This is a genomic window from Pseudomonas sp. S2_E02 (genome assembly GCF_054668355.1).
Window position 1 is genome coordinate 3,898,647 of the sequence record NZ_CP162761.1, and the last position, 14,481, is coordinate 3,913,127.

Here is a 14,481-nt window from a genome sequence, read left to right on the forward strand (position 1 = left end):
CGCGTTGTTGACCGTTTCTCCAGACGAGTAATCTCCGGACGCCTCCGCCCGTCCAGGATCGATTTCATGCTCGTGAATGCTGCGCCACTGATAAAGGAAGCAGCCGACCAGCAAACCTGGATCGACCTCGCCTTACCCGATCTCTGAAGACAAAGAAAAGGGCAGCCATCTGGCTGCCCTTAATATTTGAATCCTGATATTTGCATCCTCAGGAAATGGGATGAAGAGGTCTCACCTTACACCGATGTTGCAGCATCGCTGAGGTACCTACGTCCACTAATGCCCTGCAAGGCAGCGGATTTCGCACTCTTGCTGGCATTCTTGATAAATAGGCCAACCAAGTCAAATCAAATATCCGATGTATTGTTTCAGCGCAACGATGGCATCGATTCTTGGGTGAACAATTCAAACATCGCCTGCAAGCGTGTTGCTGACAGTGTCTGTAACATGCGTACTCACCGCCCCCACACCCATGGAGCCGCCCCCTTGCCCGACACCCGCACGCCCGTGCTTGATGAAATCGACCGCCAGTTGATTGCCGCCCTGCAGATCAACGCCCGCGAAAGCGTGGCCATGCTCGCCCGGCAGTTGGGCATCGCGCGCACCACCGTGACTTCACGCTTGGCGCGGTTGGAAAAGGCCAAAGTGATTACCGGTTATGGCGTGCGCCTGGGTCAGCGCGTGGTCGATGGCGGGTTGCAGGCGTACGTCGGGATCAAGGTGCAGCCGCGTTCCGGAAAAGAGGTGTTGCGCCGCCTGAGTGCGATGGCGCAGGTGCAGCAGTTGTGTGCGGTGAGTGGCGAGTTTGATTATGTGGCGTGGTTGCGCACCGATTCGCCGGAGCAGCTGGACCAGTTGCTGGATCAGATCGGGAGTGTAGATGGGGTCGAGAAGACCACGACTTCGATCATCTTGAGCAGCAAGATTGATCGGGGGCAGCCGGTTTAAGGTCTTGATCGGGCTTCTCGGCTGGATTTCAGGGCCTCTTCGCGAGCAGGCCCCTCCTAAACTTTGGTCCATATGCAGTCTTTGATCGTCATATTGATCTGCTAACTGGCAAAACGACGACACTTTGCGTCTTATTAACGTGTTCTACGCTCCCTAGAATGGCAGGCATCTTTTCCTATACTCAGACGCGCATCCTGCGTCGGGTCGCCAGCAAGGTCAGCCATGAACAAGAACAATCGCCATCCTGCAGACGGTAAGAAACCAGTCACCATTTTCGGCCCGGACTTTCCGTTCGCGTTCGACGACTGGATCGAGCACCCGGCCGGTCTCGGCACTATTCCTGAACATCATCATGGCGCTGAAGTGGCGATCGTCGGCGCTGGCATCGCCGGCCTGGTAGCGGCTTACGAGCTGATGAAGCTCGGCCTGAAACCGGTGGTCTACGAGGCTTCGAAGCTCGGCGGGCGTCTGCGCTCGCAAGCGTTCAACGGCACTGACGGCATCGTCGCGGAACTGGGTGGCATGCGTTTTCCGGTGTCCTCCACCGCGTTCTATCACTACGTCGACAAGCTCGGCCTGGAAACCAAACCTTTCCCGAACCCGCTGACGCCGGCTTCCGGCAGCACCGTGATCGACCTGGAAGGCAAAACCCATTACGCACAAAAACTGGCGGATCTTCCTGCACTGTTTCAGGAAGTGGCTGACGCCTGGGCGGACGCACTGGAAGCCGGCTCGCAGTTTGCCGATATCCAGCAAGCCATCCGCGATCGCGATGTGCCGCGCCTGAAAGAACTTTGGAATACCCTGGTGCCGTTGTGGGACGACCGAACGTTCTACGACTTCGTCGCCACCTCCGAAGCCTTCGCCAAACTGTCGTTCCATCACCGCGAAGTGTTCGGGCAGGTCGGTTTCGGCACCGGCGGCTGGGATTCCGACTTCCCCAACTCGATGCTGGAAATCTTCCGCGTGGTGATGACCAACTGCGACGATCACCAGCACCTGGTGGTCGGTGGCGTCGAGCAAGTCCCACAAGGCATCTGGCGGCATGTGCCGGAGCGTTGCGTGCACTGGCCGGAAGGCACCAGCCTGAAATCCCTGCACCGTGGTGCGCCACGCTCGGGGGTGAAGAAAATCGCTCACGCGCCCGATGGCCGTTTCGCGGTCACCGACAATAATGGCGACACTCGCGAATACACCGCTGTGCTGACCACTTGCCAGAGCTGGCTGCTGACCACCCAGATCGAATGCGACGAAACCCTGTTCTCGCAGAAGATGTGGATGGCCCTCGACCGCACCCGCTATATGCAATCGTCGAAGACTTTCGTGATGGTCGACCGGCCATTCTGGAAAGACAAAGACCCGGAAACCGGCCGCGACCTGATGAGCATGACCCTCACCGATCGCCTGACCCGCGGCACTTATCTGTTCGACAACGGCGACGACAAACCGGGGGTGATCTGCCTGTCGTACTCGTGGATGAGCGACGCCTTGAAGATGCTTCCGCACCCGGTGGAAAAACGCGTTGAGCTGGCGTTGAACGCGCTGAAAAAGATCTACCCGAAAGTCGACATCGCCGCGCGCATCATCGGCGATCCGATCACCGTATCGTGGGAAGCCGATCCGTACTTTCTCGGTGCGTTCAAGGGCGCCCTGCCCGGCCACTATCGCTACAACCAGCGCATGTACGCGCACTTCATGCAGGACGAGATGCCCGCCGAGCAGCGCGGGATTTTCATCGCTGGCGACGATGTGTCGTGGACACCGGCGTGGGTTGAAGGCGCAGTGCAGACATCGCTCAACGCGGTGTGGGGGATCATGAAGCATTTCGGCGGTTCGACACATAAAGCGAACCCGGGCCCGGGTGATGTGTTCAAAGACATCGGCCCTATCGCCCTGCCCGAGTAAGAGGAATCCCTGATGCGTGTAGCCCTTTACCAATGTCCACCGCTGCCCCTGGACCCCGCCGCCAACCTGCAACGCCTGCATCAAGTGGCGATGGAGGCCAAAGGCGCCGATCTGCTGGTGCTGCCGGAGATGTTCATGACCGGCTACAACATTGGCGCCGAAGCGGTCAGCACCCTGGCCGAGGTCTACAACGGGGAATGGGCGCAGCAGATCGGCCGCATTGCCAAGTCGGCCGGTTTGGCGATTCTCTACGGTTACCCCGAGCGCACGGCGGACGGGCAGATCTACAACGCCGTGCAGTTGATAGACGCCAACGGTGAGCGCCTGTGCAATTACCGCAAGACGCACCTGTTCGGTGACCTTGATCGCTCGATGTTCAGCCCCGGCGAAGGCGATTTTCCGGTGGTTGAACTGAACGGCTGGAAACTCGGTTTCCTGATCTGCTACGACCTGGAATTCCCGGAAAACGCCCGACGCCTGGCCCTCGACGGCGCCGAGCTGATTCTGGTGCCGACGGCGAACATGATTCCGTTCGATTTTATCGCCGATGTCTCCGTACGCGCCCGCGCCTTCGAAAACCAATGCTACGTGGCCTACGCCAACTACTGCGGCCATGAAGGCGATATCCATTATTGCGGGCAAAGCAGCATCGCCGCGCCTGACGGCAGCCGTATTGCTCAGGCCGGTCTGGACGAAGCGTTGATCGTCGGCGAACTGGATCGGCAGTTGATGGTCGATTCCCGCGCGGCCAATCGCTACCTCAGCGACCGCCGCCCGGAGCTTTACGGCGCGCTGAACAAGCGCTAATCCGCTAGCATGGGCACTTCACTGTTCTGGAAGTGCCCATGCCTGCGCCGACTCACCCCCGCCCCCACACCGAAACCCTGGCCAACGGCTTGCGCGTGACCCTGCGTCATGCGCCAGGCCTCAAGCGCAGTGCCGCTGCCCTGCGAGTAGCTGCCGGTAGTCATGACGCGCCATTGGCGTGGCCGGGGCTGGCGCATTTCCTCGAGCATTTGCTGTTTCTCGGCACTGAGCGTTTTCCGGCGGACGAAGGGTTGATGGCCTACGTGCAGCGCCACGGTGGCCAAGTGAATGCCAGCACTCGCGAACGCACCACTGACTTTTTCTTTGAGCTGCCGACGCGCTCGTTCAGCGAGGGGTTGGAGCGTCTGTCAGACATGCTCGCCAAGCCGCGTATGAATCTGGACGATCAGCTGCGGGAACGAGAAGTGTTGCAGGCGGAATTTGTCGCCTGGTCGCAAGATCCTGCGGCTCAGCAGCAGTTTGCGTTGTATGAGGGTTTACCGGCAGAGCATCCGTTGCGCGGATTTCATGCGGGGAATCGGGACAGCCTGAAAGTGGAATTGCCAGCGTTTCAACAGGCGTTGAAGGATTTCCACCAGCAGTTCTATCGCACCGGACAAATGAGCTTGAGCCTGGTGGGGCCGCAGAGCCTTGAAGAGCTGCGTGCACTGGCCGCGCAGTTCGCAGCGGCTTTACCGGCTGGGGATAAAATGGTGCAGGCTGCTCCCCTGCAACTGGCGGTGAAAAGTTATCAACAGGCCGCTGAGCGACGCGCCAATCTGCTGTTTGCGTTCGATGATTTGCCGGAGTCTTCCGCCGAGGCAATGGCATTCCTCTGCCACTGGCTTAACAGTGCCAAGCCCGGTGGGTTGCTGGCGCATCTGCTGGAACAGAATCTGGCGGATGATCTGAAAGCCTCACCACTGTACTGCTTTGCCGGGCAAGCCTTGCTGCATCTGGCATTCATCGCACCAGCCGAATCGATGAACGTCATTAGCGAACGCGCAAAGGATTGGCTGAGCTTCTTCGCGCAACAGGATTGGACGCCGCTGCGGGCGGAATACATGGCCCTGGTTCAGCGCCAGCAACAAGTCAGCGGTGCGCTGCAACTGGCACGAGTCGACAGCGAGCGACAAGAGTGTGGGCTGTCCGACAGCGGCATCAGCGCCCTCAAACACCTGCTCCGTGAAATCGGTGTTGTGGATAACTTCAGCGCCCACTGGCGATTACCTGCTGCCAATCCATTTCTGCGCGCCAGCGAACCGCTCGCCAATGCGGGCCTGATTCGTGGCCAGACCAGCGCCCACCGTGGCCTTCGTACATTTGCTCAGGATCGCTCGCGCGGCCGTCGCGAACGCTCGCCGATGCAGTTCAGCCAGGTCTTGCCGGACAGCGGCGATGAAGGCGCGATTTATCTGCGTTGGCAGGTTGAGTCTGCCGCCAGCCCTGATCTGCACTCGAGATTGCAACGCAGTCTCCGGCAAACTCAGCAAGACGCGCGCGAGGCTGGAGTCGAGTTGTCTTTCAGCACCACAGGGCATCAATGGTTGCTCAAGCTCAATGGCCTGCAGGAGCCAATGCCCAGCGTCCTGGAGCATGCGCTGAAATGTCTGACGCAAGTTGACGCCGATTCGTTGCGTAGTGAGGCGGAAACGCCGCTGATCCCCATTCGCGAGTTGCTGAAAGCGCTGCCGGAACAGGCGCTGGAATCAGCTAAAACCAGCGACGACGCCCCACAGCTGTGGACAACTTCGCATTGGGACGGCCTCGCGTTGGGACTGAGCCAACAGACCCAGTCCGCCATGGGCCTGGCCCTGAGCCGGGTTCCCGGCATCCCGGACAACCATCTGGCAGCGCCGGCGGCAATCACCGCGCAAAAACACTGGCGCCATGTCGATACCGCCTCCAGCGAACACGCCGTGCTGTTGTTCTGCCCCGGCGCCAGCCGCGACATCGTCGAGGACGCCGCGTGGCGACTGTTGGCGCAGGTGTGCCAGACGCCGTTCTACCAGCGCCTGCGCGTCGAATTGCAATTGGGCTACGCGGTGTTCAGTGCGCTTCGCGAGATGAATGGCCAAACCGCCCTGCTGTTCGGCGTGCAATCTCCGAGCGCCAGACCTGCGGAGTTGCTCGAGCACATTCAACAGTTCCTCAAAGGTATGCCCGCGCTGATCGAACAACTTGATGAGGTCAGCCTCAACCAGCGGCGGCAAAACCTCGCGGATCAATTCGACGACGCCAATCTATCCAGCAAAGATGCTGCCGAGTTGCTCTGGCAGGCCAGACTCGCAGGCCACTCGTCGGATTATCTTGGGCAATTGCTCGCCGCCATTGGCCAACTCGATCGCCAGGCGTTGTTTAACGCAGCACAGCGCTTGATCAACGCCGAAGGCGGCTGGCTCTGTCTCGCCAGCGACCCCGCACCCGGTAACCCATGGCAAACGACAAACTGATCATTACCGAGGCTGCAAGGAGCTTTCTCGAATATTCACGGGCAAACCCGGTGAAATTTTGAGTAACATAGCCGCCTAACTATTTGGAACATCTTTGCGCTGCCGTGGACTATACCTATGGACAGCGCTATCCCACCCACCCTGAAGGAGACACCCATGTCCTGGACAAAACCTGCTTACACCGACCTGCGTATCGGCTTCGAAGTCACCATGTACTTCGCCAGCCGCTGAGTTCTGCTTACGTAGAATTGCAGTGCAACGCCTCGGCTCGCCGGGGCGTTTTATTTTCCGCGTAGAAATGATGGAGCGTTCATGTTCGTCCAGATTCTGGGTTCGGCCGCCGGTGGCGGTTTTCCGCAGTGGAACTGCAACTGCGTCAATTGCGCAGGCTTTCGCGACGGCAGCCTGAATGCCAAGGCCCGCACTCAATCGTCCATCGCGATTTCCGATGACGGCGTGAACTGGGTGCTGTGCAACGCCTCGCCGGACATCCGCGCGCAGCTGCAAAGCTTCGCCCCGATGCAACCGGGCCGCGCCCTGCGTGACACCGGCATCAGCGCGATCATCCTGATGGACAGCCAGATCGACCACACCACCGGCCTGCTCAGCCTGCGCGAAGGCTGCCCGCATCAGGTCTGGTGCACGGACATGGTTCACGAAGACCTCAGCACCGGTTTCCCGTTGTTCAAGATGCTTACCCACTGGAACGGCGGCTTGAACTGGAACCGCATCGAACTCGACCAGAGCTTCACCGTGGCGGCGTGCCCGAACCTGCGTTTCACCCCGCTGCCCCTGCGCAGCGCGGCGCCGCCGTACTCGCCGCATCGCTTTGATCCGCACCCGGGCGACAACATCGGTTTGATCGTTGAAGACCTGACCACCGGCGGCAAATTGTTCTACGCGCCGGGTCTGGGCAAAGTCGATGCGCCGTTGCTGGAGATCATGGCCGGCAGCGATTGCCTGCTGGTGGACGGCACGATGTGGGATGACGATGAAATGCAGCGCCGTGGCGTCGGCACCCGCACCGGTCGCGAGATGGGCCATCTGGCGCAGAACGGCCCTGGCGGCATGCTCGAAGTGCTGGAGCAGTTGCCTGAGCAGCGCAAAGTGCTTATCCACATCAACAACACCAACCCGATTCTCGACGAAGATTCGCCGGAGCGTGCCGAGTTGGCCCGGCGTAATGTTGAAGTGGCGTTCGATGGCATGAGTATTGTGCTGTAGCCACCGGCCTCTTCGCGAGCAAGCTCGCTCCCACATTGGATCTGTGGCGTTCACAAACCCTGTGGGAGCGAGCTTGCTCGCGAAAGCGTCCGAATAAACACCCAGGATTCCAACGGTTGTTCCCCGGAGAACCGCAATGACCGACACCCCGCTGTCCCCCGCCGAATTCGAAGCGGCCCTGCGCGCCAAAGGCGCCTACTACCACATACACCACCCCTACCACGTGGCGATGTACCAAGGCCGCGCCACCCGCGAACAGATTCAGGGCTGGGTCGCCAACCGCTTCTACTATCAGGTGAACATCCCCCTGAAGGACGCGGCGATCCTCGCGAACTGCCCCGATAGGGAAATCCGCCGCGAGTGGATTCAACGTCTGCTCGACCACGACGGCGCCCCAGGCGAAGACGGCGGCATCGAAGCCTGGCTGCGACTCGGTCAAGCGGTCGGCCTCGATCCGGATCAATTGCGCTCCCAGGAACTGGTACTGCCCGGCGTACGTTTCGCCGTCGATGCCTACGTCAACTTCGCCCGCAGGGCCAGTTGGCAGGAAGCCGCCAGCAGCTCGCTGACTGAACTGTTCGCGCCGCAGATCCATCAGTCGCGCCTCGACAGCTGGCCACAGCATTACCCGTGGATCGATCCGGCCGGTTACGAATACTTCCGCACCCGCCTCGGTCAGGCCCGGCGTGATGTCGAGCACGGTCTGGCGATCACGCTCGAGCACTACAAGACCCGCGAAGGCCAGGAACGCATGCTGGAAATTCTCCAGTTCAAACTCGACATTCTTTGGAGCATGCTCGATGCCATGAGCATGGCCTACGAACTGAACCGCCCGCCGTATCACAGCGTCACCGAACAACGCGTCTGGCATAAAGGAATCACCTTATGAGTTTCGACCGCAGCAAAGTCCCGACCTGGCGTCCCGGCTACCGCTTCCAGTACGAGCCGGCGCAGAAAGGTCACGTGCTGCTCTACCCCGAAGGCATGATCAAACTCAACGACAGCGCCGCGCTGATCGGCGGCTTGATCGACGGCGAACGCGACGTTGCGGCGATTATTGCCAAACTCGATGAGCAGTTCCCCGGCGTGCCCGAGCTCGGTGACGACATCGAGCAATTCATGGAGGTTGCCCGTGCGCAGCACTGGATCGAACTTGCCTGATCTGCCGCCCAAGCCTGAAGTCGGCCTGCCGCTGTGGCTGCTCGCCGAGCTGACCTACCGCTGCCCGCTGCAATGCCCGTACTGCTCCAATCCGCTGGATTTCGCCGAGCAGGGCAAAGAGCTGAGCACCGAACAGTGGATCAAAGTGTTCCGCGAAGCGCGGGAGATGGGCGCGGCGCAACTGGGCTTTTCCGGCGGCGAGCCGCTGGTGCGTCAGGATCTCGCCGAGCTGATTCATGAAGCGCGGCAGTTGGGTTTCTACACCAACCTGATCACCTCCGGCATCGGCCTGACCGAGCAGAAAATCAGCGACTTCAAAAAGGCTGGCCTGGATCACATCCAGATCAGTTTCCAGGCCAGCGACGAGCAAGTGAACAACCTGCTCGCCGGCTCGAAAAAGGCCTTCGCGCAAAAGCTGGAAATGGCCCGCGCAGTGAAGGCCCACGGCTATCCGATGGTGCTGAACTTCGTCACCCACCGGCACAACATCGACAAAATCGACCGCATCATCGAGCTGTGCATTGCACTTGAGGCCGACTTTGTCGAACTCGCCACCTGCCAGTTTTACGGTTGGGCGCAGCTCAATCGTGTCGGCCTGTTGCCGACCAAAGAGCAACTGGTCCGTGCCGAGCGCATCACCAACGAATACCGCGCGAAACTGGAAGCCGAAGGGCATCCGTGCAAGTTGATTTTCGTCACCCCGGATTACTACGAAGAACGCCCGAAAGCCTGCATGAACGGCTGGGGCAGTATTTTTCTGACGGTCACACCGGACGGCACCGCCCTGCCTTGTCATGGCGCCCGACAGCTGCCGGTGCAATTTCCCAATGTGCGCGATCACAGCATGCAACACATCTGGTACGACTCGTTCGGCTTCAACCGCTTCCGTGGTTACAACTGGATGCCCGAGCCGTGCCGTTCGTGCGACGAGAAAGAAAAAGACTTCGGCGGCTGCCGCTGTCAGGCGTTCATGCTCACCGGTGATGCGAGCAATGCCGACCCGGTGTGCAGCAAGTCCGAACATCACGGCGTGATTCTCAAGGCCCGCGAAGAAGCCGAGACTGCCACTCAAACCATCGAACAACTGGCCTTCCGCAATGAACGAAACTCGCGCCTCATCGCCAAAGGCTGAGCCTTTCAGCGCCTCGCAAGCCGTCGCTGCCGGTATGGACTTTGCCGAACTGCAGCTCGGTGCCAACGGGCTGTTCTGGAATGAATATCGTCCTGAGGATGCCGCCTGCCGGATCTGGCATTGGCGCGATGGATTGGCGAAATGTCTGACGCCGAATGGTTTTAGCGTGCGCAGTCGGGTGTACGAATATGGCGGCGGTGCGTTTTGTCTGACACCCGATGGGGTGGCATTCGTTGCTGAGACGGATCAGCAGTTGTATCGCCAGACGCTGGGTGGTGAGCCAGAGGCGCTGACGTCGGGAGAGTGCCGTTACGGTGATCTCCATTTTGCCTTCGGCCAGGTGCTGGCGGTGGAAGAAGAGCGTGATCAGCATCGACTGGTGGCGATTGATCTGGCTGACAGCGCAAGACATTTGTTGGCTGAGGGCGCGGACTTTTATGCGGCACCAATTATCAGTGTGGATGGCCAGCGTTTGGCCTGGATCGAGTGGAGTCGGCCGCATCAGCCGTGGACGTCGACCCGGTTGATGGTGGCTGAGCGTTCGACCAATAGCGCTTTTGGTTCGCCGCGATGCGTTGCCGGCGCCGAGTTTGAAGAGTCCATCCAACAACCACGATTCGATGCCGACAATCGCCTTTATTGCCTGACCGATCGTGGTGGATTCTGGCAGCCGTGGGCTGAGACTTCCGACGGTTTGGAGCGATTACCTGCTGCGCAAGCCGATCACGCGCCAGCACCGTGGCAACTGGGCGGCTGCACTTGGTTGCCTGTTGAGAATGCGTTTTTGGCGAGCTGGAGCGAAGGTGGTTTTGGTCGCCTGACGCTCGGTGACGAAGATTTCACTGGTGACTACAGCCGCTTCCGTCATCTCGCTGTGGATGAGCGATTTATCTACTGCATCGCCGCCTCACCGATCAGTCCTTCGGCGGTCATCGCCGTTGATCGAACCACGCGAGAAGTGAACGTGCTGGTGGGTGGCGTAGCGCCCTTGCCTGCTGAGCGCATCAGCCGTCCGCAAACCCTGTGCTACCCAAGCGGTTCGGGCGAAGCGCATGGGTTCTTTTATCCGGCCATGAGCGGCGAGACAAACCCGCCGCTGGTGGTGTTCATCCACGGCGGCCCGACATCGGCCTGCTACCCGATGCTCGACCCGCGCATTCAATACTGGACGCAACGCGGCTTCGCCGTGGCCGATCTCAACTATCGCGGCAGCAGCGGGTATGGCCGCGAATATCGGCAGGCCTTGCATCTGAGCTGGGGTGAGGTGGATGTCGAGGATGCTTGTGCGGTGGTGAGTTATCTCGCCGGCCAGGATTTGATCGACGGTGATCGCGCATTCATTCGTGGCGGCAGCGCAGGTGGCTACACCACGTTATGTGCGCTGGCGTTCAAGCAAGTCTTCCGCGCTGGAGCGAGTTTGTACGGCGTCAGCGATCCGGTTGCATTGGCTCGGGCTACGCACAAATTTGAAGGTGATTATCTGGACTGGCTGATCGGCGATCCCGAGCAAGACGCCGAACGCTACGCCGCCCGCACGCCGTTGTTGCACGCAAACAATATCCGCGTACCGGTGATTTTCTTTCAGGGTGAGCTGGATGCCGTGGTCGTGCCACAACAGACCCGCGACATGGTCACGGCGCTGGAGCAGAACGACATCCCCGTCGAAGCGCATTACTACCCCGACGAACGCCACGGCTTCCGCCGCGCGGCCAATCAAGCGCATGCGCTGGAGCAGGAGTGGAAGTTCTATCGGCGGGTGATGGGATTGGCGGACTGATCACCGCGCCCCGTTCAAAACCGAATTGCCCCATTCGCGAGCAGGCTCGCTCCGACATTGGATCTGTGTTGTTCACAAATCCCCTGTGGGAGCGAGCCTGCTCGCGAAAGCTATCTATCAGGCGCAGCAGTACTCAACGCTTGGCGATGATGTACACCGCATGCACGATCCCCGGAATATACCCGCACAACGTCAGCAGAATGTTCAACCAGAACGCCCCGCCAAACCCGACCTGCAGAAACACACCCAGTGGCGGCAACAGAATGGCGATGATGATGCGAATGAAGTCCATGGGTCAGCTCCTGAATGGGGGTTGGCTCACATGAGCCATACAAGCTAATCGACCTGCGCCGTTCGTCAGGGTTCAGTGCAACTGCCATTTGATCGCCATCACCTCACAAAAAAACGCCCCACGCCAAAAGAATCAGGCGTGGGGCGTGCGTTATACCGCGAGACGGTTCTGGAAATCGGGTAGGAAAGTTCAGCTCAGACGGCAATCCCTTTACGGCATTGCAGTTGCGCGGTGCGCACTCGCGAGAACGCGCGGCCCAGGCGCAGGAGCATTTCGTCGATGTTGGTTTTGCTGACGGTAAGGGCCGGGGTGAAGCGCAAACAGTTGGCTTGCGGGGCGTTGAGCAGCAGGCCTTCGTGCAGGGCTGCATGGACCACAGCATCGGCGGAATCGTCCGACAGGGTCAGACCATAGAACAGGCCTTGGCCGCGCAATTCGCCGTGGTCGTAGCGGTGCGCCAATCGGGCCAGGCCTTCGCGCAGATGCTGGCCATTATCGTTGACCTGCTGCAGGAAGCTGCGGTCGTACACGCTGTCGAGCACCACGAGACCAGCCGCTGTCATCAGCGCATTGCCGTGATGCGTGCCGCCCAGTTCACCCGCGTCGAAACAACACGCCTTGCCTCGCGCCAGCAGCGCCGCCAAGGGCACACCGCCGCCAAGGCCTTTGCCGAGCACGACGATATCGGCGCGTACGCCATAGGACTGTTCGGCAAGCAAGGTGCCACAGCGACCGATGCCGGTTTGCACTTCATCGAGAATCAGCAGAATGCCCAGCTCTCGGCACAGACGTTCAACACCTTTTAGATAATGCCCGGTCGCCGGCACCACCCCCGCATCGCTCTGGATCGGTTCAAGCATGATCGCCACGGTTTGCGCATCGACCGCCGCGTGCAGGGCCGGCAAGTCGTTGAACGGCACCAGATCGAAACCCGGCAGCAACGGCGCGAAACGGTTGTGCAGGTTGCAGCTGTCGGAGGCAGAAATCGTCGCCAGACTGCGGCCATGGCAACCCTGCTTCGCGACAATGATTCGCGAGGCGCCGCCACGACGCAGTTGGCCCCACTTGCGCCCGAGTTTGATCGCCGCTTCACAGGCTTCGCTGCCGCTGTTGAGTAGATAGGCCTGATCGCTACCGGTGCTGGCGCACAGACGTTCGGCGAGGCTGAGCATGCCTCGATTGTGCAGATTGAAGCCGGGATTGATCAGTGCCTGCGCCTGACTGCTGATGGCTTTGACCAATGCCGAAGGACTGTGACCAAGACTGTTGGCGCCACCGGCCTGGGAAAAGTCGAGGTACGCACGATCGTTGCTGTCCCACAACCAGGAACCCTGACCACGAACGAACACCTGTTGCGGCCGTTCGACGCTGGGCATCAGGCGTTCGGTGCTCAGATTTTCGTTGAAATCAGAAGGATCAACCTCAAAGGCGAGGTCATCAAGACTCGGCGTCTGGCGCCGCAAACTGAACAGATTCATTGAAAAACACCGCGTTTAAGGTGTTTTGAACTGCCTATGCAAACACTGTCGAAGCGAACGCTATTCATCGCGCTTTCTGGCCCTGTAAGCCTTGTGAATGCGGTTAGACTAGGCTCACTGAGGCCTGCGGGCCATTTCGATTTACCAGCATTTTCGATAAGCATTACTTATGGATTTCAAACAACTGCGTTATTTCGTCGCGGTCTACGAAGAAGGCCATGTCGGTCGCGCCGCCGAACGCCTGTCGATCTCGCAACCGGCACTGTCGCAGCAGATCCGCCAGCTCGAACAGAACCTCGACGTTACCCTGTTCGAGCGCAGCAGCAAGCGTCTGCTGCCAACCCTCGCCGCGCACACGTTGTACAACCACGCCTTGCCGCTGCTCGACGGATTGCAGCGGGCGCGTGAGGCATTGGGCAACTTCAAGGGCCAGGCCTTGCGCACGCTGGCGATCGGCGTGCTGCAAACGGTTCACACCAGTCTCGTTCCGCAAATGCTTGAGCGGGTGCGCAAGGCACAGCCACATCTGGTGGTGCAGATCTATGAATTGACCGGACTTGAGATCGAGCGGCGGCTGCTCAACGGTTCTTTGGACATCGGCATCAGTTACCTGCCGCCGCGCCAACCCGGCCTGCACGGCGTGATGCTCTACGAAGATGAGCTGACGCTGGTCATCCCAGCGGATCATCCACTGCGTGAATTCAAGAAAGTTTCGATGCGCCAGGCGGCTGAACTGCCGATGTTGCTGCTGGGCGAAGAGTTTCAGATCCGCCAGATCTGGCAGGCGCAACTGACCGCTCTGGGGCGACGTCCACAGGTGCAGGCAGAGCTGAACAATATGGTGGGCATTCTCGACAGTCTGCCGCACACCAAACTGGCGACGGTGCTGCCGGGGCGTTCGCAAAAGGAGTACGACGATCAGGATCTGCTCTGGAAACCGCTGAGCGAACCGCGCGTACCGCTGAAAGTTGGGTTGGTCTGTCGCGATGTGCAGCGCCAGCAGGCACCTTTGGCGCTATTGCAGACATTGCTGGAGGAAGTGATGGAGCGTGAAGTGCGGCCAGAGAGAGATCCTCTGGTCTGAGCACTTTTCTTCAGGCAAAAGAAAACCCCGCCGAAGCGGGGCTTTGCAGACTGTTTCCCTGACATCCATTTCACTCCGCCACCCTGGCAGAATCCTACGTGTCCGTGTTGTTGCTTTGCGCTTCCTGCGCGACGTCCATGAAATGTAGATTAGCCGTGGATCCAATCTACGCATATGGGAGAACAGCAGCACGTCATGTAAGAGAATGCTTACATGACGT

The 14,481-nt window shown here is 59.8% G+C and carries 13 protein-coding genes; 11 read left to right on the forward strand and 2 right to left on the reverse strand.

Annotation, left to right across the window (positions count from 1 at the left end; translation table 11 throughout):
• The first annotated feature begins 486 nt into the window (after nucleotides 1-486).
• The 10 genes from AB4O01_RS17570 to AB4O01_RS17615 all read left to right on the forward strand — a co-directional run bounded on the left by AB4O01_RS17570 (nucleotide 487) and on the right by AB4O01_RS17615 (nucleotide 11,407).
• Nucleotides 487-948, forward strand: a complete 462-nt coding sequence (locus tag AB4O01_RS17570) for an Lrp/AsnC family transcriptional regulator (protein WP_093429958.1) — start codon at nucleotides 487-489, stop codon at nucleotides 946-948.
• Between the two features lie 222 nt (nucleotides 949-1,170).
• Nucleotides 1,171-2,853: a flavin monoamine oxidase family protein gene (locus AB4O01_RS17575; RefSeq protein ID WP_093429957.1), complete on the forward strand. Its 1,683-nt coding sequence runs from the start codon at nucleotides 1,171-1,173 to the stop codon at nucleotides 2,851-2,853.
• A 12-nt stretch (nucleotides 2,854-2,865) separates the two neighbouring features.
• Nucleotides 2,866-3,660, forward strand: coding sequence for a carbon-nitrogen hydrolase family protein (locus AB4O01_RS17580; protein ID WP_460089106.1), 795 nt, complete (start codon nucleotides 2,866-2,868; stop codon nucleotides 3,658-3,660).
• A gap of 38 nt (nucleotides 3,661-3,698) precedes the next feature.
• Nucleotides 3,699-6,113 (forward strand): pyrroloquinoline quinone biosynthesis protein PqqF, encoded by a 2,415-nt coding sequence (pqqF, locus tag AB4O01_RS17585; protein ID WP_460089107.1) that lies wholly within the window; start codon nucleotides 3,699-3,701, stop codon nucleotides 6,111-6,113.
• Nucleotides 6,114-6,269: 156 nt separating this feature from the next.
• Nucleotides 6,270-6,344, forward strand: coding sequence for a pyrroloquinoline quinone precursor peptide PqqA (gene pqqA / locus AB4O01_RS17590; protein ID WP_003422658.1), 75 nt, complete (start codon nucleotides 6,270-6,272; stop codon nucleotides 6,342-6,344).
• Between the two features lie 81 nt (nucleotides 6,345-6,425).
• Nucleotides 6,426-7,337, forward strand: coding sequence for a pyrroloquinoline quinone biosynthesis protein PqqB (pqqB, locus tag AB4O01_RS17595; RefSeq protein WP_460089108.1), 912 nt, complete (start codon nucleotides 6,426-6,428; stop codon nucleotides 7,335-7,337).
• A 136-nt stretch (nucleotides 7,338-7,473) separates the two neighbouring features.
• Nucleotides 7,474-8,226: a pyrroloquinoline-quinone synthase PqqC gene (pqqC, locus tag AB4O01_RS17600; RefSeq protein ID WP_093429953.1), complete on the forward strand. Its 753-nt coding sequence runs from the start codon at nucleotides 7,474-7,476 to the stop codon at nucleotides 8,224-8,226.
• Nucleotides 8,223-8,498: a pyrroloquinoline quinone biosynthesis peptide chaperone PqqD gene (gene pqqD, locus AB4O01_RS17605; protein ID WP_007910068.1), complete on the forward strand. Its 276-nt coding sequence runs from the start codon at nucleotides 8,223-8,225 to the stop codon at nucleotides 8,496-8,498. The genes pqqC and pqqD overlap by 4 nt, the downstream gene beginning before the upstream one ends.
• The gene (gene pqqE / locus AB4O01_RS17610) at nucleotides 8,491-9,630 is read left to right on the forward strand and encodes a pyrroloquinoline quinone biosynthesis protein PqqE (RefSeq protein ID WP_460092280.1); all 1,140 of its coding nucleotides are present in this window, start codon (nucleotides 8,491-8,493) and stop codon (nucleotides 9,628-9,630) included. The genes pqqD and pqqE overlap by 8 nt, the downstream gene beginning before the upstream one ends.
• Nucleotides 9,596-11,407: a S9 family peptidase gene (locus tag AB4O01_RS17615; RefSeq protein WP_460089109.1), complete on the forward strand. Its 1,812-nt coding sequence runs from the start codon at nucleotides 9,596-9,598 to the stop codon at nucleotides 11,405-11,407. The genes pqqE and AB4O01_RS17615 overlap by 35 nt, the downstream gene beginning before the upstream one ends.
• 133 nt (nucleotides 11,408-11,540) lie before the next feature.
• On the opposite strand, the gene AB4O01_RS17620 is transcribed toward AB4O01_RS17615, so the two are convergent.
• The gene (locus AB4O01_RS17620; protein ID WP_003228885.1) at nucleotides 11,541-11,699 is read right to left on the reverse strand and encodes a YqaE/Pmp3 family membrane protein; all 159 of its coding nucleotides are present in this window, start codon (nucleotides 11,697-11,699) and stop codon (nucleotides 11,541-11,543) included.
• Between the two features lie 194 nt (nucleotides 11,700-11,893).
• On the reverse strand, nucleotides 11,894-13,177 hold the full coding sequence (locus AB4O01_RS17625) for an aspartate aminotransferase family protein (protein ID WP_460089110.1): 1,284 nt from the start codon (nucleotides 13,175-13,177) through the stop codon (nucleotides 11,894-11,896).
• A 169-nt stretch (nucleotides 13,178-13,346) separates the two neighbouring features.
• Here AB4O01_RS17625 and AB4O01_RS17630 point away from each other — a divergent pair, with 169 nt between their 5' ends.
• Complete coding sequence (locus tag AB4O01_RS17630; RefSeq protein ID WP_099757343.1) at nucleotides 13,347-14,261, forward strand: LysR family transcriptional regulator; 915 nt, start codon at nucleotides 13,347-13,349, stop codon at nucleotides 14,259-14,261.
• Nucleotides 14,262-14,481: the final 220 nt, after the last annotated feature.

Excerpts from the sequence above, each read along its gene's own strand:
- pqqC (WP_093429953.1), top strand. The coding sequence starts at position 7,474 with ATGACCGACACCCCGCTGTCCCCCGCCGAATTCGAAGCGGCCCTGCGC.
- AB4O01_RS17615 (WP_460089109.1), top strand. The coding sequence starts at position 9,596 with ATGAACGAAACTCGCGCCTCATCGCCAAAGGCTGAGCCTTTCAGCGCC.
- AB4O01_RS17575 (WP_093429957.1), top strand. The coding sequence starts at position 1,171 with ATGAACAAGAACAATCGCCATCCTGCAGACGGTAAGAAACCAGTCACC.
- AB4O01_RS17625 (WP_460089110.1), bottom strand. The coding sequence starts at position 13,177 with ATGAATCTGTTCAGTTTGCGGCGCCAGACGCCGAGTCTTGATGACCTC.
- pqqF (WP_460089107.1), top strand. The coding sequence starts at position 3,699 with ATGCCTGCGCCGACTCACCCCCGCCCCCACACCGAAACCCTGGCCAAC.
- AB4O01_RS17580 (WP_460089106.1), top strand. The coding sequence starts at position 2,866 with ATGCGTGTAGCCCTTTACCAATGTCCACCGCTGCCCCTGGACCCCGCC.
- pqqB (WP_460089108.1), top strand. The coding sequence starts at position 6,426 with ATGTTCGTCCAGATTCTGGGTTCGGCCGCCGGTGGCGGTTTTCCGCAG.
- AB4O01_RS17630 (WP_099757343.1), top strand. The coding sequence starts at position 13,347 with ATGGATTTCAAACAACTGCGTTATTTCGTCGCGGTCTACGAAGAAGGC.
- AB4O01_RS17620 (WP_003228885.1), bottom strand. The coding sequence starts at position 11,699 with ATGGACTTCATTCGCATCATCATCGCCATTCTGTTGCCGCCACTGGGT.
- pqqD (WP_007910068.1), top strand. The coding sequence starts at position 8,223 with ATGAGTTTCGACCGCAGCAAAGTCCCGACCTGGCGTCCCGGCTACCGC.